General features: G+C 56.2%; 15 protein-coding genes and 1 tRNA gene. 8 read left to right on the top strand and 8 right to left on the bottom strand.

Annotated elements, in window-relative coordinates:
• Positions 1–780: 780 nt before the first annotated feature.
• The 3 genes from HMJ29_RS19785 to HMJ29_RS19775 all read left to right on the top strand — a co-directional run bounded on the left by HMJ29_RS19785 (position 781) and on the right by HMJ29_RS19775 (position 6,147).
• Complete coding sequence (locus tag HMJ29_RS19785) at positions 781–2,349, top strand: TROVE domain-containing protein (protein WP_171593113.1); 1,569 nt, start codon at positions 781–783, stop codon at positions 2,347–2,349.
• Between the two features lie 1,222 nt (positions 2,350–3,571).
• The gene (locus HMJ29_RS19780; protein ID WP_171593112.1) at positions 3,572–4,972 is read left to right on the top strand and encodes an RtcB family protein; all 1,401 of its coding nucleotides are present in this window, start codon (positions 3,572–3,574) and stop codon (positions 4,970–4,972) included.
• Positions 4,973–5,715: 743 nt separating this feature from the next.
• Complete coding sequence (locus HMJ29_RS19775) at positions 5,716–6,147, top strand: OsmC family peroxiredoxin (protein ID WP_171593111.1); 432 nt, start codon at positions 5,716–5,718, stop codon at positions 6,145–6,147.
• A 28-nt stretch (positions 6,148–6,175) separates the two neighbouring features.
• Here the strand turns inward: HMJ29_RS19775 and HMJ29_RS19770 are convergent, their stop codons facing one another.
• The 3 genes from HMJ29_RS19770 to HMJ29_RS19760 form a co-directional block, all read right to left on the bottom strand.
• Positions 6,176–6,700, bottom strand: coding sequence for an MOSC domain-containing protein (locus HMJ29_RS19770; protein ID WP_171593110.1), 525 nt, complete (start codon positions 6,698–6,700; stop codon positions 6,176–6,178).
• Positions 6,701–6,793: 93 nt separating this feature from the next.
• Positions 6,794–7,246 (bottom strand): hypothetical protein, encoded by a 453-nt coding sequence (locus HMJ29_RS19765; RefSeq protein WP_171593109.1) that lies wholly within the window; start codon positions 7,244–7,246, stop codon positions 6,794–6,796.
• Between the two features lie 66 nt (positions 7,247–7,312).
• On the bottom strand, positions 7,313–8,038 hold the full coding sequence (locus HMJ29_RS19760; protein ID WP_171593108.1) for a VIT1/CCC1 transporter family protein: 726 nt from the start codon (positions 8,036–8,038) through the stop codon (positions 7,313–7,315).
• Between the two features lie 111 nt (positions 8,039–8,149).
• Between HMJ29_RS19760 and HMJ29_RS19755 the strand changes: the two genes are divergently transcribed.
• A complete protein-coding gene (locus HMJ29_RS19755) occupies positions 8,150–8,848 on the top strand; it encodes a Dps family protein (RefSeq protein WP_171593107.1) in 699 nt (232 codons plus the stop codon).
• 52 nt (positions 8,849–8,900) lie between these two features.
• Here HMJ29_RS19755 and HMJ29_RS19750 read toward each other — a convergent pair whose 3' ends face one another.
• Positions 8,901–9,287 carry a low affinity iron permease family protein gene (locus tag HMJ29_RS19750; protein WP_244679003.1) on the bottom strand — a complete coding sequence of 129 codons (387 nt, stop codon included), beginning with the start codon at positions 9,285–9,287 and terminating at the stop codon, positions 8,901–8,903.
• Positions 9,288–9,668: 381 nt separating this feature from the next.
• On the opposite strand from HMJ29_RS19750, the gene HMJ29_RS19745 reads away from it, so the two are divergent.
• Positions 9,669–9,750: transfer RNA gene (locus HMJ29_RS19745), tRNA-Leu, on the top strand.
• A gap of 69 nt (positions 9,751–9,819) precedes the next feature.
• Here HMJ29_RS19745 and HMJ29_RS19740 read toward each other — a convergent pair.
• Entirely contained in the window at positions 9,820–11,403 is a 1,584-nt protein-coding gene (locus HMJ29_RS19740) for an NFACT RNA binding domain-containing protein (protein ID WP_171593105.1), read from the bottom strand.
• Between the two features lie 174 nt (positions 11,404–11,577).
• Here HMJ29_RS19740 and HMJ29_RS19735 point away from each other — a divergent pair, with 174 nt between their 5' ends.
• Positions 11,578–12,045 carry a hypothetical protein gene (locus tag HMJ29_RS19735; protein WP_171593104.1) on the top strand — a complete coding sequence of 156 codons (468 nt, stop codon included), beginning with the start codon at positions 11,578–11,580 and terminating at the stop codon, positions 12,043–12,045.
• 16 nt (positions 12,046–12,061) lie between these two features.
• On the opposite strand, the gene HMJ29_RS19730 is transcribed toward HMJ29_RS19735, so the two are convergent.
• The 3 genes from HMJ29_RS19730 to HMJ29_RS19720 all read right to left on the bottom strand — a co-directional run bounded on the left by HMJ29_RS19730 (position 12,062) and on the right by HMJ29_RS19720 (position 17,440).
• Positions 12,062–12,829: an MBL fold metallo-hydrolase gene (locus HMJ29_RS19730; RefSeq protein ID WP_171593103.1), complete on the bottom strand. Its 768-nt coding sequence runs from the start codon at positions 12,827–12,829 to the stop codon at positions 12,062–12,064.
• A gap of 112 nt (positions 12,830–12,941) precedes the next feature.
• Entirely contained in the window at positions 12,942–13,319 is a 378-nt protein-coding gene (locus HMJ29_RS19725; protein ID WP_171593102.1) for a response regulator, read from the bottom strand.
• A gap of 68 nt (positions 13,320–13,387) precedes the next feature.
• Positions 13,388–17,440, bottom strand: a complete 4,053-nt coding sequence (locus tag HMJ29_RS19720) for a PAS domain S-box protein (protein WP_244679005.1) — start codon at positions 17,438–17,440, stop codon at positions 13,388–13,390.
• Between the two features lie 128 nt (positions 17,441–17,568).
• Here HMJ29_RS19720 and HMJ29_RS19715 point away from each other — a divergent pair, with 128 nt between their 5' ends.
• Positions 17,569–18,699, top strand: a complete 1,131-nt coding sequence (locus HMJ29_RS19715) for a glycosyltransferase (RefSeq protein WP_171593101.1) — start codon at positions 17,569–17,571, stop codon at positions 18,697–18,699.
• Positions 18,696–19,601, top strand: a complete 906-nt coding sequence (gene miaA / locus HMJ29_RS19710) for a tRNA (adenosine(37)-N6)-dimethylallyltransferase MiaA (protein ID WP_244679006.1) — start codon at positions 18,696–18,698, stop codon at positions 19,599–19,601. The genes HMJ29_RS19715 and miaA overlap by 4 nt, the downstream gene beginning before the upstream one ends.
• Position 19,602: the final 1 nt, after the last annotated feature.

Raw genomic sequence — 19,602 nt, 5'->3', positions numbered from 1 at the left:
ATATCGTTCTAAATAATATGTGTAAATGCTGTTTAAATTAATTAGATGTGGATTTAAGTGGTTTGATGGGTTGATCTGTGTGCTCGTGTAAAAAAAATATTTAAAAATATTTTCTACATGTATTTGGTATATAGTAAAACTCCTTTCATATTTGTCTCACCAAAACAACACAACGCCATGCTACGCCACTCAAACTTTACCATCAGCCAAGACGAGATGAAACCGCGGGTTTCATGCGCGGTTCGGTATAGCTAAGTAGCAGTAGGCCTCCTCTGACACTTCCGCGACCCGAGCCCCACAGGTTCGGGTCGCTTGTTTTTCACCCTATACCATCCCCACGGTCATGCAGTCATATCTGAATTGCGCTCTATGCCAGCCCCAGGATAAACGGCCCATCAGCCGTGAGGGGAAGTGGCGCGACCGGGATTTTTCGTTGGACAATTCACGTAGGTAAATTCTTCGTGACGTATCCCTGAAAAAAGCCCGGCTTCTCGAAAGGCCGGGCTTTTTTCATATCCATTATTCGAATAAATAATTAATTTATTCGTGCTGGAATTGCTATGACTTTGCGGTAATACTTAATTCTTTTTTCACTGTTAAACTATTGCTTGTATGTACGATTTATTCCGCCTTTCCGAATATGAGCTAGCAATAAACTGGCCTACGGAGGAAGAGCCCCTGCCTGCTGCCAATCAGGAAATAAAAACCTCTTAAGGGTAGGCTTCAGCCTCTTGCTCTGCTGTTACTTACTACTTACCCACCCGCTTTATACCTCATCTTATGCGCTTCAATACTACCCCTCGCATTCCTCAACCTGATACCTTAAACCACGAAGGGGCGGCGGCTTACACCCTCACGCCGGCCCTGGAGCTCTACGCGGCCGTTGCCACGGCGGCCTTGCAGGACCAGAACTACGAAAAGGCCGATACCCGCTTGGTGCGTTTGCGCGAGTTGGTAGCGAAAAACGATGCCTTATTTGTGGCTCGCCTGGCCGTATATGCCCGTGAACGGCTCTACTTACGCTCGGTACCCCTGGTGCTGTGCGTGGAGTTGGCCCGCTTACACCGCGGCGACAATCTCGTGAGCCGCTTGGTGGCCCGCGTGGTGCAGCGCGCCGATGAAATCACGGAGTTACTGGCCTACTATGCGCATGCTAACGGCCGGAGCGGGACCAAAGTCCTCAACCGACTCTCCAAGCAGCTGCAGAAAGGTTTAGCCCAGAGCTTCAACCGTTTCGATGGCTACCAGTTGGCCAAGTACGACCGGGCCGGGGCCGTGCGCCTCCGCGATGCGCTCTTCTTGGTGCACCCCATGCCCCAGAACGAGACCCAGCAAGCCCTGTTCAACCAGTTGGTGGCCGGCACTTTGCCTACGCCTTACACCTTTGAAACCGAGCTGTCGGGGCTGGGGCAGGCGGAATACGCCACCCCAGCTGAGCGCACCGCCGCCTTCCGCCAGAAATGGGAGGAGCTGATTGGCAGCGGCAAAGTGGGCTACATGGCCTTATTGCGCAACCTGCGCAACATCCTGGAAGCCGGCGTAGCTCCGGAGCTGGTGGAGCAAGTGTGCGCCACGCTCTCTGATGAGCGGGCCGTGGCGCGCAGCAAGCAGTTGCCATTCCGTTTCTTGGCCGCTTACCGCGAGGTAAAGGCCCTGCAAACGGGCGTAGTACCTACGTTGCTTGGCATGCTGAGCCTGCGCCCCAACCCCGCGGTAGAGGTGCTGGCAGCTTTGGAAACGGCCATCAGCCACAGCGCCGCCAACCTGCGCGGTTTCGGCCACGAGACCCGCGTGGTAGTAGCCTGCGACGTGTCGGGCTCCATGCAGCACCCTATCTCGGCGCGCAGCAAAGTGCTGCACTATGACATAGGCCTGGTGCTGGGTATGTTGTTGCAGAGCCGCTGCCAGAATGTGGTAACCGGCATGTTCGGCGACACCTGGAAGCGCCTTACCCTGCCCCGCGGCCCCGTGCTGCGCAATGTGGAGGAGTTCTACAAGCGCGAGGGCGAAGTGGGCTACAGCACCAACGGGTACTTGGTAATTCAAGATCTGCGTCAGCGCCGCGAGGTGGTCGACAAGGTGATGCTATTCACTGACTGCCAGTTGTGGAACTCCCACTTCAACGGCAGCAGCGTAGCGCAGGAGTGGGCTGAGTACCGCCGCACGGTGGCACCCAACGCCCGTCTCTACCTCTTCGACCTGGCTGGGCACGGTACCACGCCCCTGCAGGTATATCCGGAGCATGGCGTGGCCCTGATTGCCGGCTGGTCGGATAAAATATTCGACGTGTTGGCGGCCCTCGAAAACGGCGGCTCCGCCCTCACCGAAATCGAGGCTATTGACTTATAAACATGCGGCCCCGGAAGTGGCCTAGATACCAAAAAAGCTGCCGCCACTTCCGGGTCACTGTCCGATCCAGCACTGCTTTATAGGCAGCAAAAACAACCTTCACAGTAGTAAAAATGCAGCTTTATATCCTGCCTCACTCAATAACCATGTAGCATCTTTCGTTTTTGACATTGGGAAGGCGGCTGGCCCCATAATGGCAGCCGTCGGCCGGAACGGTGCATAGCCGGCGCCCTCGTTGCTTCGGTGGCCGTTCCAACCCGGCTGACTCACCACGTCAGGTGCCGTAGGCGGGCGATACTTCGCTTGGTTGAAGCAAAACGCCTGTTTTGCTAGGGTTCGATTCCCCTTCCGTGGCCTCGGCTGCGGCTGACACGCCTGCCGCCTGTTGCCCTGAACTGGTGAGTTCAGCCGGAAATATCTCCCTGCCGGGTGCCGTTGCCAAGCGTTCCTTCGGGTCGTGCGTTCGAGTCGCATCAGGTCCACCCGTTTTTGTAACCTAGGCCTGTAGCTCAGTTGGTAGAGCAGAATGGCTTCGGCCACCGCTGGCTCTTGTTGCCCCGGCAAATGATAATCCAGTATTTACCCTGATATTACGTTAACTGCGTGAGTGCCGTAGTTGGGCCATACTTCGCACTTTTAATGCCCAGGTCGTGGGTTCGAGCCCCACCGGCCATTGCTTCGGCAGCGGCTGTAGCTCAGCTGGTAGAGCAGGATATGGAGGCCTGGCGTTTGTTGCCTCACGCAGTTTTTCCTTACACCTAACGGGTGCCGTAGCGGAGCCATACTTCGTTTGATACGGTGGGGTCGTGGGTTCAAGTCCCACCTGCCGCAAGGCAGTAGCTCAGTTGGTTAGAGCACATTCTGGAGGCTTCGCGTTTGTAGCCCCGTTAGGTGAAAGGGAAGAATTACTGAAAACCGGAAGGTGTCGTAGAGTCGCCTTACTTCGTTTGAAACACCAATCGGTGCCTCGTTTTTCACCCTTTCGATTTTCTATTCTGGATGCGGCCCCTTATAGGCCAGTAGCCCGGTGTTACCCACTCTTATACGTACTCTATCCCTTCTTCACTCACTGGCCTAGGCCAGTCCTTACCCTCCCTCAACTATTATGTTCCTCCGACGAGATACTACCAACACTATTCGGCGTCGCTACTAGCGCCCGATACCTCATCTTATCTGCAGCAAGCACCTTCTGGCGCATTCGCTGGCTTCAATTTTCCTGATTATGGCTAATCAATTACGCGGCAACGACCTTCGGCAGCTTGGCTTCCCCGAAGGACGGGCCATTGGGCTTGCGCTGGCACAACTGCAGCGCAAGCATCTCAAAAAACTCTCGCAAACCGACCAGCTAGTCTTACTGAAAAGCTTACTAGCCGATCCTTCCACTTACCTCACTCACCTCGACTGGAGCCACACGGCCGCGGCCTTGCTGCCTGCGCCCAGCCGGCACATTGCCCTCACAGAACGCAAGCCCTACGCCGTATTCGGGCCCGAGTACATTGAGCAGGGTGCCATCCACCAGATGGAAACGGCCATGAAGCTGCCCGTAACGGTAGCCGGCGCCCTCATGCCCGATGCCCACCACGGCTACGGCCTGCCCATCGGGGGCGTGCTGGCCACCGATAACGCGGTGATTCCCTACGCCGTGGGCGTTGACATTGGGTGCCGCATGGCGCTGTCGGTGTTTGCGCTGCCACCCCGGCATCTGGAGCAGCGGGTGCAGGAAATGCGCAAGCTCCTGCTGGATAATACCCGCTTCGGCAACCGGCAGGGCTTCCAGCGCGGCCAGAAGCTCGACCACGCCGTGCTGGAGCGCGACGAGTTCAGCAACATTGCCTTCCTGCGCAACAAGCAGGGTACGGCCGCTGAGCAGATTGGCACCTCTGGCTCCGGCAACCACTTTGTGGAGTGGGGTATCGTGGACATCCTCGACCCGCAAAACGAGCTGGGTGTGCCCGTAGGCCAGTACGTGGGGCTGCTCTCGCACTCCGGCTCCCGGGGCCTGGGCGCCAGCGTTGCCAACCACTACACCAAGCTGGCCAAAGATGTATGCCAGCTGCCCAGTGAAGCGCAGCACTTAGCCTGGCTCTCCCTGGAAAGCGAGGCCGGGCAAGAGTACTGGGCCGCCATGAACCTGGCCGGCGACTACGCCTCGGCCTGCCACCACCAGATACACCAGCGCCTGGCCAAAGCCCTGGGCGAGCGACCCCTGGCGAAAGTGGAAAACCACCACAACTTTGCCTGGAAAGAACGGCTAGCCGATGGGCGGGAGGTAGTGGTGCATCGTAAGGGGGCTACGCCCGCCAGCGCAGGCGTGCTGGGCGTCATTCCTGGCTCTATGACGGCTCCCGGCTTTATTGTGCGGGGCCGCGGCAACGCCGATTCGTTGGCATCTGCTTCGCACGGTGCCGGCCGGGCCATGTCGCGGACTCGCGCCAAGCAGGAGCTGAGTGAGGCTGAAGTGCGGCGCTACCTGCAGCAGCACGGGATTGAACTGATTGGCGGAGGTGTTGACGAGGCTCCTCAGGCCTACAAAGACATTCACGCCGTGATGCAGAGCCAGCAGGAACTGGTAGACGTACTGGGTACCTTCACCCCGCGCATCGTCCGGATGGATGGGGCTTAGTTGTCAGTTAGTCTGATACCTGCAAAAAGAGGCGTTGCATCCCTAGGGAATGCAACGCCTCTTTTTGGCGTAAGTAAGCATGGTAAAGCGGGTGCCGCTAGCTACAACCGATGACGGTGCTTGCACGAGCGAGAAGCTTTTACGGAGTCGTTCTCATCGGGGCCAGCCCCAGAATCACATGGACTTGGCAACGACCTCTGCAGTAAAGCAGAAGACCAAGGCAAAGCTAAAAGGCCGCCAGATAAGAGAAGTAAGGCTACTGCCGTAGCTGGCAGTGAGGACGAGGGTGAGGTAAGTTCCATACGAATCTACAGTCTTAAGCGATAGATACTATTGGTGGAACTAAGGCTAGGTGCAGGCCTCAGGGTACTCTGTAAACAGAACAGTTACTAACAGTTTTAAGCTTTGACTCTAATGTCAATAGTGGGTTGCTAATCCAATTATAGATACGGGCAAAAAAATATAACAGATTGAAGAACTTTGAAAAAGGCAAAAGAAATCATGCGAGTAATTGATAAGGTGTAGAAAATGAGTAGTATATATTAATCCATATTATATTGAAATAAGTATAATTTCAGAACTAGTTGCATTCAGGGCCGACACGTTACCTCGGCCAAGCTACGGCCTGCGGAATCTAGCTAGAGGGTGCTTGATATAGGGGTTGGCTTTCCCCAATGCTATTGTGTTACTTGCGTACTATAGTGTAATCAGCAGAGCAGCATTTATAGTTAACACGCTACTTTATGTCAATCAATCGTGTTGCAAAGGCCCATTGGTACGGTCGTGGTACTGATGGCTACGGACAATTAGATACCAACAGCGCTGTACTAAAAAGCACCCCTTACTCGTACACTACTCGCTTTGCAAGTGGGGTAGGTACCAATCCGGAGGAGCTGATTGCCGCCGCACATGCTGGCTGCCTTTCCATGAAGCTGGCCTTTAACCTACAGGTAGCTGGTTACATAGCTACCCGCATTGACACCCGGTGCGAGATAGTAATGGAGGAAGGGTTAGTGCGCGAGTCGGTGCTGGTGGTAGAGGCACAGATACCCGGCATGCAGGAAGACAAATTTCAGGAGCTAGTGGCCGATGCGCAGGCTAACTGCCCAGTATCCAAGCTGCTGAATGCCGCCATCCACTGCGAGGCGTTCTTAATTCCGAGCGCGGCAGTATAGCTATAGGGGACTAGGGCAGTAGCCTAGGCTACTCTACTGGTTCAACCACGCTCACAACGTCGCCTACCCGAATGGTGCCGCCCGCAATAATGCGAGCCGTGAGGCCGCCGTGGCCGCGCATGGCGTTGTAACCACCCGGGCCGAGTTCTTCCTCCATGCGGGAGCAGGGGTGGCATTCGCCCGTTATTTCCAGTACTACTTCCTCCCCAATTCGTACCTGCCGGTTTTTTAATGCCAGCAGGTTGATGCCACTCACGACCAGATTACGCCGTAAACGGCCCGGCTCAACGGGGGCAGAGTGGCCCAGATACCCGGCTACGGCCGCCAAATGCTCATGCTGAATCAGGGTTATCTGGCGTTTGCCGCCGGGCTTGGGACGGGCATGGTCGCCGGCTAGGTGCCGGTCGGTTTCTACGGTAGCCTCTGGTACCGAAAGTAGGGGCTCCCGCCGGGCCGGGCGTAGGCCTATCCACTCCAGCCGACCAGTTTGCGGCAGCGTAGCCAGTAATTGCGCAATGGCAGATTTGGAGTCGCCGAAAAAAGGATAAGCCATCGGTGGAAGGGTACTAAATGAAAGGTAAGCAACTCTGGGGCTGCGAGTGCAATGCTAGTGGTACTACTTAAAGGTATTCTCTGTTGCCAAGGCTTACTTCTCACTTGGCGCTATAAACCCGGGCCGGGCTTCCGGGTGCTGAATTTGTCCACCTAAATTGCCGGCGCGGGCAAGCAGAACAACGCTGACTACGGCTCCGGCCACGGTCAGCCGGCTCAGTAGGTTAGCCCGCTGAGTAAGTAGCAGCGCCAACAGCGCTAAGCAGCCGGTTAGCTCAAGCACCCAGAAGCCAAGCTCTGCCGCCGCTTCATGTGCCTGAGTTAAAGGTTTAGACACACCTGCCACCCCTTGTAACACCTCCTCGGCTCCTTCTCCGGTGAGCTGAACCGGCAAGCATAGAACTGCCGCCACCAGCAGCGTTACTAGGCCAGTGCGCACCACCCCGTTATCCTGCCGGAATAGGCCTACAGCTAGTACCACCAGGCCAAACAGGCTGCCCAGAATAGGTATATGATTTAGAAATAGATGCAAATGGGCTTCATTCATACGGGTAAGCAGGAGGGCAATAGTTTGGGCTACTCAAGCCGAAGCAAAAGTACACGTTGAGCTAGTTTAGCTTTCGTGCGGTTGGAACTGACGCGCAACCCAGAAGGCCGCGCCGGCGGCCAAGGCTCCGGTTCCGGCCATTTTAAAGGCTCCCCAAATGGGCGGCTGCCCAGTGAGGCGGCTTTTCAGATAGCCAAAGAGGAAGAGGCATACCAGCGTAATTACCGCCGACCACAGCAGGCCTTCAGTGGGCGTAGCCGTGAAGAAATACGCGCTCAACGGAATCAGGCCACCCACGGCGTAAGCCAGGCTGATGGTAACGGCACTTTTGGGGGCCTGCTTGGGGTCGGGCTTCTCCAGGCCTAGCTCATACTTCATCATAAACTTCACCCATTGATCCGGGTCGGCGGTGAGTTCCTCCACGGCTTGGTTTACGGTAGCAGGGGAGAGGCCAATTTCCTGCAGCAGCTCCCGCACCTCTTCGCGCTCCACGGCGGGCACCTCCTGAATCTCGCGGTACTCTCGCGCCAGCTCCGACTCATAGTGCTCTACCTCCGTGCGGCCCGAGAGGTAGCCCCCTAGGCCCATGGCAATAGAACCCGCCACAATCTCAGCTAGACCGGCCGTTATTACCAACCCTGAAGACTGCACGGCCCCACTGAGGCCAGCTGCCAATGCAAACGGCACCGTTAGTCCATCAGAGAGGCCTATCACAATGTCCTGGAGCATTGCTGAGCTGGTGAGGTGATCTTCTGGGTGCGGATGCGAGTGAGCGGCGTGGGCGTGAGGCATAATGGTTCAAGATAATGGCCAGCTGTTAACCTGAGTGCTTGACATACGTATGGCATAACAGGTAGCCGCCTCAAGTGGCTTTCTCCGCACTATACCTACCTCATTCTGATCATGGCTAAGTCCAACACCAAAGATACTCCGGCAGCACCCAAAGCAACAGCTGCCAAAAAAGCTTCTACCTCCAAAACGGCCAGCCAGGCGTCTGCTAACGGACGAGCTTCGTCTGATGGGCAGTCAGGCCCCAGCGTGCAGCCCGTGTTAAATCAGCAATTCAATGCTCCCACGCCCCTGCAGCGCTACGGCACAGTTTCGCAGCGCTTGCCCATCGGCCTCGACGCCAATATTCGTCAGGAGAGCGTAGAGATGCTCAACCAGATGCTGGCTGACACGTGCAGCATCCGCGACATGTATAAAAAGCACCACTGGCAGGTAGTAGGCCCTACTTTCTACCAGCTGCATTTGCTGTTCGATAAGCACTACGAAGAGCAGGATGCCCTGATTGATATGATTGCCGAGCGCATCCAAATTCTGGGTGGGGTAGCCGTGGCAATGGCCGCCGATATTGCTGAGGTAACCAGCATTCCCCGTCCGCCCCGCGACCGGGAAGAAGCACCCGTGCAGGTATCGCGCCTGCTGGAGGCCCACCAGATTATCCTCAAGAACTGCCACGACTTCGCTAAGAGAGCAGATGACTCCGGTGATGATGGCACCAACGATCTTATTGTGAGCAACGTAATGCGCACCAATGAGATGCAAGTGTGGTTTGTTTCGGAGCATGTGGTAGATACCCCTTTGGCTCGCGCTGAGTAAGCACACCAACTATGTACAATAAAAGCTCCTCCGGAAACCGGAGGGGCTTTTATTATTTATGGGAACGGGCTCGGCGTTTTTCCTGATGGTTTTCCTCCGCTTCCTCCACAGAGTGCGTCCGACCTAAGTCATGGTCGAGTTTGGCTTTGGCAGCCAACAGACAAAAATACTGGTGCAACAGGTTAATTTCGTCTTCCGTGAAGTCCTGGGCGTTGATTAGGCGGTTACTGGCCCCTTTATGGGCGGCAATGAGCTCGTTAAGCTTCAGGTGTAGCACCAAAGAATCTTTATTCTGAGCCCGCTGAATAAGGAACACCATTAGAAAGGTGATGATGGTGGTACCGGTATTAATAACCAGCTGCCACGTAGCGGAGTAGTTAAACAGCGGGCCGGTAGCAGCCCAAACAGCCACCAGGGCCAGCGCGAGGCAGAACGCCATGGTGGTGCCAGACCAGGCTGTTATGCGTGCAGCAAAGCGAGCAAAAAAGCTGGAAGTGGGCGCAGCTGAAGCTGTGGGAGGTGGTAGCATAGGGGGGTGGGAAAGAGGGTGTGCCAAAGGACTCGTCAGGCGCAGATTCAGGCACTAAGAAAAGAGAAAGAGAAAAATATTTGCGCGGGCATGAAGAAAATGTGAACCCCCTTACCGCTGATACTGAGTACTCAAGATAGATAAGCAAGGCCAGCTAGGCCCCTAAGCCCAGAAAAAAACCGGGTGCTGCTTGCACCGAACCCCGTAGCCAACTACTTTTGTCCACGATTCGCCTCCTCAGCGAATCTGAAAACTTCGGTTTTCATCTTGATAGAGTGCTTACCAACATCTGCGCACGTGGTGAAACTGGTAGACACGCCATCTTGAGGGGGTGGTGCCTTCGGGTGTGGGAGTTCGAATCTCCCCGCGCGCACTCTAGCAAAAAAGCCTGCTTCGGAAACTTCCGAGGCAGGCTTTTTCATTTGTCCCCTTTGCTAGTGGCCTAGGCCACCCCACTGCGCTCATAAGGGTTGGCGGGCACCACCAGCAGCACATTCTCACGCTCCACTACTACCTGGCCCGCAATAGCGCCCTTCGGTTTGCGGACAAACTTCTTGGGTGTGTATGTAACCGGGCAAAGAGAATCATTCTTACGGCGCGAGTACCAGGCCGCCAGCTGGGCGGCGCGCTCCAGCACGGGCCCCGGCACTGGGTACCCCGCGCGGTGCCTGATAACCACGTGTGAGCCCGTAACATCCTTGGCGTGCAGCCAGAGGTCGTCTTTGTGGGCGTAGCGCTGAGTAAGCAAATCGTTGTTCTGCGCATTGCGGCCCACCAGAATGGTAAAGCCACTGTCCTCAAAAACCTTAAACGGAAGCTCCTGCGCTACTTTAGCCACTGTAGCCGGATCTAAGCCATGCTGCTTGCGCCATTGGCGCAGGGCACGCAAATCACCGGTTGAAAGGCTGTCCAGCTCCTCCAGCCGCTCCAGGCTCCAGAGAGCCTCTGTTTCGCGACGCTCAGCGCGGGCACTCAGTTCCCGGGTTTCAAGCTGTTGATTTTTGGCTTTGCGGTACAAGTTCTGAGCCGTCCGCTGGGGCGTTTCGGTGGGCTTGAGCTTAATGATGCGCGGCTGGTTATCCTGATAAAAGTCAACCACCTCTACTTGCGTGGCTCCCGCCGGAATCTGACTCAGGTGCGCCATAAGCAAATCGGCTGTTTGCCGGTAGCCCGCGGTATTCTCCAGGGCGTGCAGGCGGCGTCGGGCGTGCTGCGCGCTGGTGGCGGCTTCATCGGCCCGCTTCTCCAGCGTCTGGCGCAATTGGCGCAGCTCAGCCTCATAGGCGCGGCGGTTAAGCAGCAGCGGCACAAACCGCCGCAAGGCACCAATGGGGTCGGTGGCCGGCAGCGTGTGCTCCACTTCCCCCACGGGCAGCAAGCTCAGGCGGGTGCGGGCATCTAGTCGGGTGATGTAAAAAGCCGCCGGTTGTTCCAGCTCCTGCACCACCTCACGCACCAATTCCCACTTGGTCTCGATAGGAGCCGGATCGTAGCCACGGGTGCGCAGATAGGCCAGGGCCAGGTCACCGAGGCCAGGGTAGGCTTTCAGCGGGTTAGTAGATGAGGAAGCTACCTCAGTGGCATCCGCTACCGCCGGAGCGGAGTGCAGCTCCGCATCGGCGGTATACCGCTGGTGGAATAGTTCAGCGGAAGCCTCGGGTGCCGCCCTGAAAACGGCATTGGGCCGCGTGCTATAGAGCTTAAACAGCAAGGTGGCCCTACTGGCAAAATGAACTTGCAATACCCGGTCGTGATACCATGTCTCCACCCGCGTAACTACCTGGCCTAGCAGCTCTGGCAGCAAATCAACGGAGTTTTGCCGGGCCCGGTGAAACGATTCGGGTAACGACAGCATAGGACCGGCAGCCGCCAAATGAGCCTTTAGCCAGAACTCCTGCGAGCCATTTGTCAGGCCCACTACTAACTCATCCTTTTCCTGCGAAAAACAAGTAACCACGCTATAGCCCGCCAGATGATGGGTGAGAGCAGGGGCCAGTTGGCGCAGGAAGTAGTAGTTGGTATGCATGAGCGAGGTATTCTGGCTGCATGATTGGGGTAAAGCGCCCAGGTAGCCACAAGTTGGAATGCTAAAAGTAGAAAGAACCCTGCGCTTGCAACCGCCAAGCCACCTGTTGGCTCTATAAAAGAACCAAGGCTCCCGGCATAACTCCACTACCCACAACTGCCCTTAACCAAGCTTATGAAAAAGTACTTACTCCTGTTAGCTTCCAGCCAGGTTTTGCTAGCCTGTAACGGTAGGTACAGTAAGGATGAGGTCTTGCCGGCAACAGTCAACTCAGCATTTGATCAGGAGTTTGCGCTGAACTACCGGCAGCAGGCGTTCCTGCCCTCCACCAACCAGCCGGAACTTACGGTGGAAGCAACCGAATTGAGTTATGCTTTCTGCCCTAGAAATGCCCGCTGCTTGATACCAGACTACGTGTGGCCTACGCTAACTGTAACTGATGCGCAGGGCTTAACCCAGCAAATAAAGCTGCCCGCTAATCAGGAGAGGACGTACACAGCCGGCTGGATAGATACAACCAGCGTGCGGGCCAATGGCCGCCGTTACCTATTGTATTACCTGAATTGGCAAGTGCAGCCCGGCAACGACGCGCCGCAGAAGAAAGACATTACCACCCGCTACCGCATCAGCAAAGTGAACTGAACGGGCAGTTACTAAGCTAGAGTTTCACCCGCAGGCCATCGTAGGCCAGTCGGATGAAGGGCGGCAGTTCCGCCTCTACTTCGTGGTGGCGGCCCAGCTGATGGCTGATGTGGGTAAGGTACGCCCGGTTAGGAGCCAGGTCCTCTAGAATAGCTACGGCTTCCTGCAGCGTAAAATGAGATATATGCTTCTCGTGCCGCAAGGCATTCAGCACAATTACCTCTGAGCCGCGCATGCGCTCCAACGCCTCCGGGGTAAGGTGGTTGGCGTCCGTTACATAGGTGAAGTTGCCCACCCGGAAGCCCAGTACCGGTAGCTTGTAGTGCAATGCCCGAATAGGTTGGAACTCCACACCCTGCACCCAAAAGCTGTCGGTGTCGCTCAGGATAGGGTGAATTTCTACCTGCGGAATACCAGGGTACTTGTGCTCAGCAAAGATGTAGGAATACTCCCGCTTAAGCTGCTCAAGTACGCGAAGCTCCGCGTGGATGGGCATGTCTTGCTGCTGCCGAAAGTTGTAGGCCCTGATGTCGTCTAGGCCACCCGTGTGGTCTTTGTGCTCGTGCGTAAAGACCAAGGCATCCAGGTGCTCAACCCGTTCGCGCAGCGCCTGCTGCCGAAAGTCGGGACCTGAATCAATAATGATACTTTTACCCTGTACCTGCAGGTGCACCGACACGCGTAACCGCTTGTCGCGGTAGTCCACGGAGCGGCAGACGGCACAGGTACACCCAATCACGGGCACACCTTGCGATGTGCCCGTGCCGAGAAAGGTTATTTCCATAGGAATGTAGGGTCTGGGGGCGTGGGAGCGTGGGTGTTCAGCGAGCTTTTATCAAGCAGTCGTTAAACGTGAGCCAGGTTCCCGAGCCTCTACGCCTCCAAGGCCCTATCAATTAGCCGATGTATTGCTTTACCACGCGCACCAGGGCGTCGAAGTCAAGGGGTTTAGGGAGGTAGTCTGTTACGCCGGCTTCCCGGAACTGCTCCATAGAGTAGTTATTAGCATTGCCGGTAATGGCAATAACAGGTATTTTGGCGATGCGAGGGTCAGCGTGTCCGCGAATCTCGCGGGTGCACTCCATACCATCTTTCACGGGAATGTTAATATCCATGAGCACGCAGTCAATCGGCTGGCTTTCTACCTGCTTCATCACCTCGCCCCCGTTTTTAGCTGATACAATACGATATTTCTGAAGCTCCAGAATCTTTTTAGTCAAGTTAAGAATAACGGAGCTATCCTCCGCAATTAGAATGGTTTTAGAATCAGCCATAAATGAGGGCGTTGAGGTTTTGTGTGTGGGTTGGGAGCAATACGAAGAAAACGTAGCCAGTAACGGCGCTAGGGAGCTTGGGTAATAGCGGGGTATACGGCTACGAACTGTGCAAAGTAATACTGCAACTTCCGGAAGTCCTGCTCTGCATTGGTAAAAACTCCAGTTTTTAAATCATGTTCCATCTTTTTAGTCCATTCAGCCATGGTATTTATACCAAGCGTGAAGCCAGTTCCTTTAAGCTGGTGCAGATGAGGCAGGATTTGCGCGTACTGACCATCGGCTACTAAAGCGGCTGCTTCGCTTAGGAGTTGGCCTGCTTCCTGCTCAAAATCGGCGTAGAGCTGAGCCGCAAACTCGCCGCCGCCCAGTTGGCGTAGCTGCTCCAGGGTATCGGGGTCTATGCTGACTGGTACCGGCTCGGGCGCCGCGGCCTGAGGGGCACTGAACTCAACCTCCTGAAGCTGCAGGCTCTTGGCCGACCAGCGCCGCAGCACCGAGTACAGATCCTGGCTTTTCACGGGCTTGGGCACGTAGTCGTCCATGCCTTGCTGCACAAACCGCTCGGCATCTTCCTTCATGGAGTAGGCCGTCATGGCCACCACCGGCGGGCACGCCTGGCCTAGCCGCCGCCTGATTTCCAGCATGGCTGTTACACCATCCATCTCAGGCATCTGAATGTCCATGAAGATGAGCTCGTAGCGGTTGCGTGGGTCGGTGGCTTTGCTGATGGCTTCAAAGCCATCGTGTGCTACATCTACGGAGCAGCCCAGCTTATCAAGCAGGCGGGAGGCTACCTGCTGGTTGATGGGGTTATCGTCCACCAGCAGCACTTGCGGGGTGGTGTCAAAGCGCACAATCTCCTGGGCCCGCTCGCGGGCGGTTACTCTCTCCTGCACAATCTCCTCCTCGTTGCGGGCAACCAGGCAGCGAATAGTGAACCAGAAGGTAGAACCCTCACCTACGTTGGAGTTAACGCCAATTTCACCGCCCAATAATTCTGCCAGCTGCTTGCTAATAGCCAGGCCTAGGCCAGTGCCGCCAAATGCTTTGGTAGGGGTGGTATCGAGCTGAGTGAAGTTGGTAAACAGTAGCTTCTCGTTGTCTTCAGAAATGCCAATGCCTGAGTCATTTACATCAAAGCGCAGCGTGTGCTCATCGCCTTCACTTGCCACCGACGATACTTGAATGCTAACATTGCCCTGCGCCGTAAACTTAATGGCGTTAGAGGTTAAGTTGCTCAGTATCTGCAGCAGTCGGGTTTCATCGGTGATAATGAAGCGCGGCGTTTTGGGGGCAATATGGTACGTGAAGTGCAGCAGCTTCTGGTTTGCCCGGTTGGCAAACAACGAGTGAATTTTGTCGAGGGTGTAATGCAAATCAATGCCCGACTCACTGAGCTGGAGCTTGCCCGCCTGAATCTTGGAGAGGTCCAGAATATCGTTCAGAATGGCCAGCAGCGCATCCGAGGACTTGCGAAGGGTATCTACGTATTCTTCCTGCTCTTCGGAGGCCACCGTCTGGTGCAGCAAGTCTATCATCCCAATGATGCCGTTCATGGGAGTGCGCAGCTCGTGGCTCATGTTGGCCAAGAACTGCGTTTTGGCATGCAGAGCCGCTTCAGCTTCATCCTTCGCTGCGCGCAGGTCATCCTGCATCTTTTTCAGTTCGGTAATGTCGCGGCCAATGCCCTCAGTGCCGTCGTTGCCATCCAGTACTCGCCGGGCATTTACCAGCACGCTCACTGCTAGGCCACTTTTGTGGCGCATGGTCACCTCAAAGTTGCGGGCACCGCCCGTTTCGCGCACGCTTGCCAGTAGCGCCTCACGCTCAGTAGGGTAGAGGTAGTAATCGGCAATAGGAGTACCGGTAACTTCTTCCGGCGTGTAGCCCAACATATCGTACACGGAGGGACTCACCAAGGTCAGTATACCTTTTCCATCGGTGCGGTAGTACACATCCTGAAACGACTCGAAGATGGCGCGGAACTTTTCCTCCTGAGCGGCCAGCTCAAGCTGCGAGCGTTTTTTGTCGGTAATGTCGTGGGCGATGGCCGAAATCTCCTCAAAGGAACCGTCGTCGAGGTAGATGGGGTTGAGGTAAATCTCGCGCCAGCTGTCAATGCCCTTGGTGTCGCGCAGGCGCACTTCAAAACGCTGCGGGTGTCCCTGAAAGGCCCGTCGGTAGTTCTCCATGAACGTATCACGGGCGTCTTCCTCCATCAGGGCCAGATCGGCATGCCAGAGGTTTACATTCAGGGCTGGGTACACACCATTGCGCCGCAGGAAGTAAGCAGCATAGTTCCGGTTAAAGGAACTCAGGCGCGAATGCGTATCCACGGACCACATCAGGTGCGAGCCGCTTTCGAAAATGGCATTCAGGCGGGCATTCTGCTTCTGAATCTGCACCTCGTTGCGCTTGCGCTCAATGGCCAAGGCTACCTGGTTGGAGATGAAGTGCAAAATCTCAATATCAGCGGCGGCATACGCATCGGCCTTCTGATAGTCCTGTACCGCAATTACCCCAATAATTCGCTCGCCAATGCTCAGCGGCGAGCAAAGCATTACCTCCGGCATCAGCCCATAGGCCGTGATGGTACCATTGCCAATCAGCTCCTCCAGCTCTTGCTTCAGCAGAAACTGCGGCCGCCCCGTCCGGATGATGTACTCCGACACGCCCGATGAAAACGGACGAGCCATCACGTTCTGCTCTCCCTGGGCGTTTTGGTCTACGTAGTAAGCAAACTGCAGCTGGGTGCGGGCTTCGTCGCAGAGGGCAATGTAGAAATTGTTAGTCTCAATAATCTTGCTCAGCTCCCGATGAATGGCACCGTAGAGTGAGTGCAGATCTTTGGAGCTAATGGCCAGGTTAGCAATGCTGTAATACACCTTCTGCAGGCGCTCAGCCTTAATGCGGTCGGTGATGTCATGCAGAATAGCGCGCGTGCTAACGGGCTCATCATCCTGCCAGGAGCAGCTAATGGAGCCAATCAGGTGTACTGGCTTGCCGGTTTTGGTGAGAAACACGGTTTCCAGCTTGTTCACTTTCTCGCCCTTGTACAGGTTGCGCAACTGATAAAGCAGCTTGGCCTTGTAGTAAGGGTGCACCACGTCGGAAAGCGAAAGGTTAGGCAGGTCCTCATCCTCATACCCCAGCTTCTCCTTCCAGGCCTTGTTTACAAACAGAAACCGGTTATCAATGCTCAGGTTTTGAATCAGGTCGTGGGCATTGTCCAGGAAATCCTGCAGACGGGTACGGTTGTCCGTTAGCGCGCGCGCCGTGATGTGGCGGTCGGTTAGGTCGCGGCCTACGGCAAAGAGGCCGGTAATCTGGCCGGTAGTGTTGCGGGTAAACTCAGTGTGCCAGTACAGCAGGCGGCGCTGCCCGGCTTTGGTTACCAGCAGGCGCTCATAAAAATTCTGCACTACCCCATCCTCAATGCTGGCCCGGTAGGCCTCGCGCCGGGTGTCAGCCTCTTCGGGCGGCGCAAACAGGCTGTGGTAGTTGTGGCCAACTATTTCATCGCGCCGGTAACCTGTGAAGTCCAGAAAAAAGTCATTGACATCCTGAATATCGCCGTTGCGGTCTAGTTGAACATAGCTAAGATTGGTTCGGGAAAGTAAATCGCGGAGCTGCTCCTGGCTGCGGTTAGCTACCAGTTGCTGCGTACTGTCCTGCTCATATGTGTGGTTGTGGGTAACATCGCGCAGGGTTAGCTGCACACGGTTGCCCATAGGAGTATGCACCTGGTGCAAGGTAAGCCACCCCGTGAGCTGTGCCCGGTCTACGCGCTGCCCATGCCAGGTTCGGGAGTAAGAGGTGCCGGTGCGGGCCGTGTCCAGAACGGCCTCACGGAGCTGAGTTTCAGATGTCCATTGATCAGCCAACTGGTCGGGGGAGGGCAACGCAAAAGCCATCAGGCCCGATGCCAGCAGCATCTCGCGCGAGACGCCAAGCAGGTTCAGAACAGTTTGGTTACAATCAATTAGGGCACCGTTGTCATCGTAGAGCAACAGTGCGTCGTAGGCTTGGTCAAATAACGAGCGTAGCAAATCGGTGGAGGTAGAAGCAGTAGGCCGGGCCGGCATAGGTGTAGGAGACGAGGGGAGTCGAGGGGGCATTACCGCGCAAAGAAGGGCCGGCGGCTAGTCCGCGGAAAAGGCGACCAGACCGGCATACTGTGTTTTACTCCCTAAATTTGACGAAAATATCCCAAACTACCCGCTTCGGCTCATTAGAGCCACCTTAAATGCCCCCTCGTCTCGTTTTCACCGTCACTACTGACCTAAATTATGATCAGCGGATGCAGCGCATTTGCGGGTCGTTGGCGCGAGCCGGGTACGAGGTACTGTTGGTGGGGCGGGAGTGGCCTGGCTCGGCGCCGCTCACGGCGCAGCCTTATCAGCAGCACCGTTTGCGCTGTTGGCGGCGGCGGGGGAAATTGTTTTATTTTGAGTTTACCCTGCGCCTACTGGCCTACCTGTTTACCCAGCGCGCGGCTGCCTGGTGCGCTATAGATCTGGATACGGCTCTGCCCATGTGGGCCCGTGCTCGCCTCAGCAATACTCCCTTCGTGTACGATGCCCATGAGCTTTTTACGGAAGTACCCGAAGTAGTAGACCGTCCGGCGGTGCAGTGGGTCTGGCGGCAGGTAGAGCGCTTCATTGTGCCGCGGGCCCACCTGGCCTATACCGTGGGCCCAGCCCTGGCCCAGCTATTTAAGCAGCGCTACGGCCGGCCGTTTGCTGTTATCCGCAACATCAGTCGGCTGCAGGAATCTGCGGAGACTAGGGCAGAGTCAGAGGGCTATGTTCTGTACCAGGGAGCACTAAATGCGGGCCGGGGGCTGGAAATCTTGCTGGCGGCCATGTCACAGGTGCGAGGCAGGCTGGTTATCTGCGGCGAAGGAGACCTGTCGGGGCCCCTGCGGGCGCAGGCTGCTGCCCTAGGCTTGGTGCAGAGCGGGCAGGTGGAGTTTAGAGGGTATATGCTGCCAGCAGACTTGCGTGAAGTAACGCGCCGCGCCGCGGTAGGTGTGCTTCTGCTGGAAAACCAAGGCCTGAGCTACTACTACTCTTTGGCCAATAAATTCTTTGATTACCTGCACGCCGGCGTGCCCCAGGTAGTAGTAGACTTTCCGGAGTACCGCGCCCTGAATGAGGCCTACGATGTGGCCGAGCTGGTAGCGGCTCCGCTCACTCCCGAGGCAGTGGCAGCAGCGCTTAACCGCCTGCTGCCGGGCGGCGACCAAGCCCGCGTGCGGCAACTCACTGCTAATGGCATTCGGGCGCGGCAGGAGCTGAGTTGGCAGCATGAGGAAACTCGGTTAATTGCTTTATATGCGGCGCTGCCTGGCTGCGCAATCCCCTCAACAGTATGATGCTAATACCTGACCTGTTCACGGCAACCGAGCCAACGCTCCTGGTAGTTTCGGGGCCAACGGCAGTGGGCAAAACGGACCTATGCGTACGTTTGGCCCAGGCCCTGAATACCGAGATTGTATCAGCCGATTCCCGGCAGTTTTTTCGGGAGCTGACTATTGGCACGGCGAAGCCCAGCCCCGAAGAAATGCAGGGCGTACCGCATCACTTCATCAACTCGCACAGCATTCAGGAGGAGTACAACGCTGGCCGCTATGAGCAAGATGCCCTGGCGCTGCTGCAGAATCTCTTCCGCAAGCACAGGGTAGTCATTCTGACCGGCGGCTCAGGCCTTTACCTTCAAGCCGTAACGGAAGGGTTCGACGATATGCCTACGGCACTGCCGCAGGTGCGTGAGCAGCTGCAACAAGAGCTGGCCGCCGGTGGCCTGGCTCCGCTGGTAGCTGAGCTCGAGCGCCTCGACCCCGTAACGTATGAGCGAATTGACCGCCAGAACCACCAGCGAGTATTGCGAGCCCTTGAAATTACGCGCGCTACGGGCCAGCCCTTTAGTAGCTTTCATGGCGCGAAGAAAGCAGCAGCGCGGCCCTTCAACATCGTGAAAGTTGCTCTATACCGGGAGCGGGAGGAGCTGTACCACCGCATAGATCAGCGCATGGACCAGATGCTGGCTGCCGGCCTGGAGGCGGAGGCGCGGGCTATGTACCCCTACCGCCACCACAATGCGCTGCAAACGGTGGGGTATAAAGAGCTATTTGATTATTTCGAGGGCCAGTACGGGTATGAGGAAGCTGTGCGCCTGCTCAAGCGCAACTCCCGCCACTACGCCAAACGCCAACTCACCTGGCTCCGCCGCGACCCGGCGTACCAGTGGATGCACCCAGAAGACGTAAAGTGGTAAA

The organism is Hymenobacter taeanensis (genome assembly GCF_013137895.1).
In the GTDB taxonomy this organism is placed as follows: Bacteria; Bacteroidota; Bacteroidia; order Cytophagales; family Hymenobacteraceae; genus Hymenobacter; species Hymenobacter taeanensis.
Note: the sequence above shows the minus strand (reverse complement) of the source record. Positions and strands in the feature narration are given on the sequence as shown.

What these genes read in the sequence shown, in the direction of transcription:
- HMJ29_RS19735 (WP_171593104.1), top strand. Translation starts at nt 11,578, where the DNA reads ATGAAAAAGTACTTACTCCTGTTAGCTTCCAGCCAGGTTTTGCTAGCC.
- HMJ29_RS19755 (WP_171593107.1), top strand. Translation starts at nt 8,150, where the DNA reads ATGGCTAAGTCCAACACCAAAGATACTCCGGCAGCACCCAAAGCAACA.
- HMJ29_RS19785 (WP_171593113.1), top strand. Translation starts at nt 781, where the DNA reads ATGCGCTTCAATACTACCCCTCGCATTCCTCAACCTGATACCTTAAAC.
- HMJ29_RS19750 (WP_244679003.1), bottom strand. Translation starts at nt 9,287, where the DNA reads ATGGCGTTCTGCCTCGCGCTGGCCCTGGTGGCTGTTTGGGCTGCTACC.
- HMJ29_RS19780 (WP_171593112.1), top strand. Translation starts at nt 3,572, where the DNA reads ATGGCTAATCAATTACGCGGCAACGACCTTCGGCAGCTTGGCTTCCCC.
- HMJ29_RS19740 (WP_171593105.1), bottom strand. Translation starts at nt 11,403, where the DNA reads ATGCATACCAACTACTACTTCCTGCGCCAACTGGCCCCTGCTCTCACC.
- HMJ29_RS19730 (WP_171593103.1), bottom strand. Translation starts at nt 12,829, where the DNA reads ATGGAAATAACCTTTCTCGGCACGGGCACATCGCAAGGTGTGCCCGTG.
- HMJ29_RS19760 (WP_171593108.1), bottom strand. Translation starts at nt 8,038, where the DNA reads ATGCCTCACGCCCACGCCGCTCACTCGCATCCGCACCCAGAAGATCAC.
- HMJ29_RS19720 (WP_244679005.1), bottom strand. Translation starts at nt 17,440, where the DNA reads ATGCCCCCTCGACTCCCCTCGTCTCCTACACCTATGCCGGCCCGGCCT.
- HMJ29_RS19725 (WP_171593102.1), bottom strand. Translation starts at nt 13,319, where the DNA reads ATGGCTGATTCTAAAACCATTCTAATTGCGGAGGATAGCTCCGTTATT.
- HMJ29_RS19765 (WP_171593109.1), bottom strand. Translation starts at nt 7,246, where the DNA reads ATGAATGAAGCCCATTTGCATCTATTTCTAAATCATATACCTATTCTG.
- HMJ29_RS19770 (WP_171593110.1), bottom strand. Translation starts at nt 6,700, where the DNA reads ATGGCTTATCCTTTTTTCGGCGACTCCAAATCTGCCATTGCGCAATTA.
- HMJ29_RS19715 (WP_171593101.1), top strand. Translation starts at nt 17,569, where the DNA reads ATGCCCCCTCGTCTCGTTTTCACCGTCACTACTGACCTAAATTATGAT.
- miaA (WP_244679006.1), top strand. Translation starts at nt 18,696, where the DNA reads ATGATGCTAATACCTGACCTGTTCACGGCAACCGAGCCAACGCTCCTG.
- HMJ29_RS19775 (WP_171593111.1), top strand. Translation starts at nt 5,716, where the DNA reads ATGTCAATCAATCGTGTTGCAAAGGCCCATTGGTACGGTCGTGGTACT.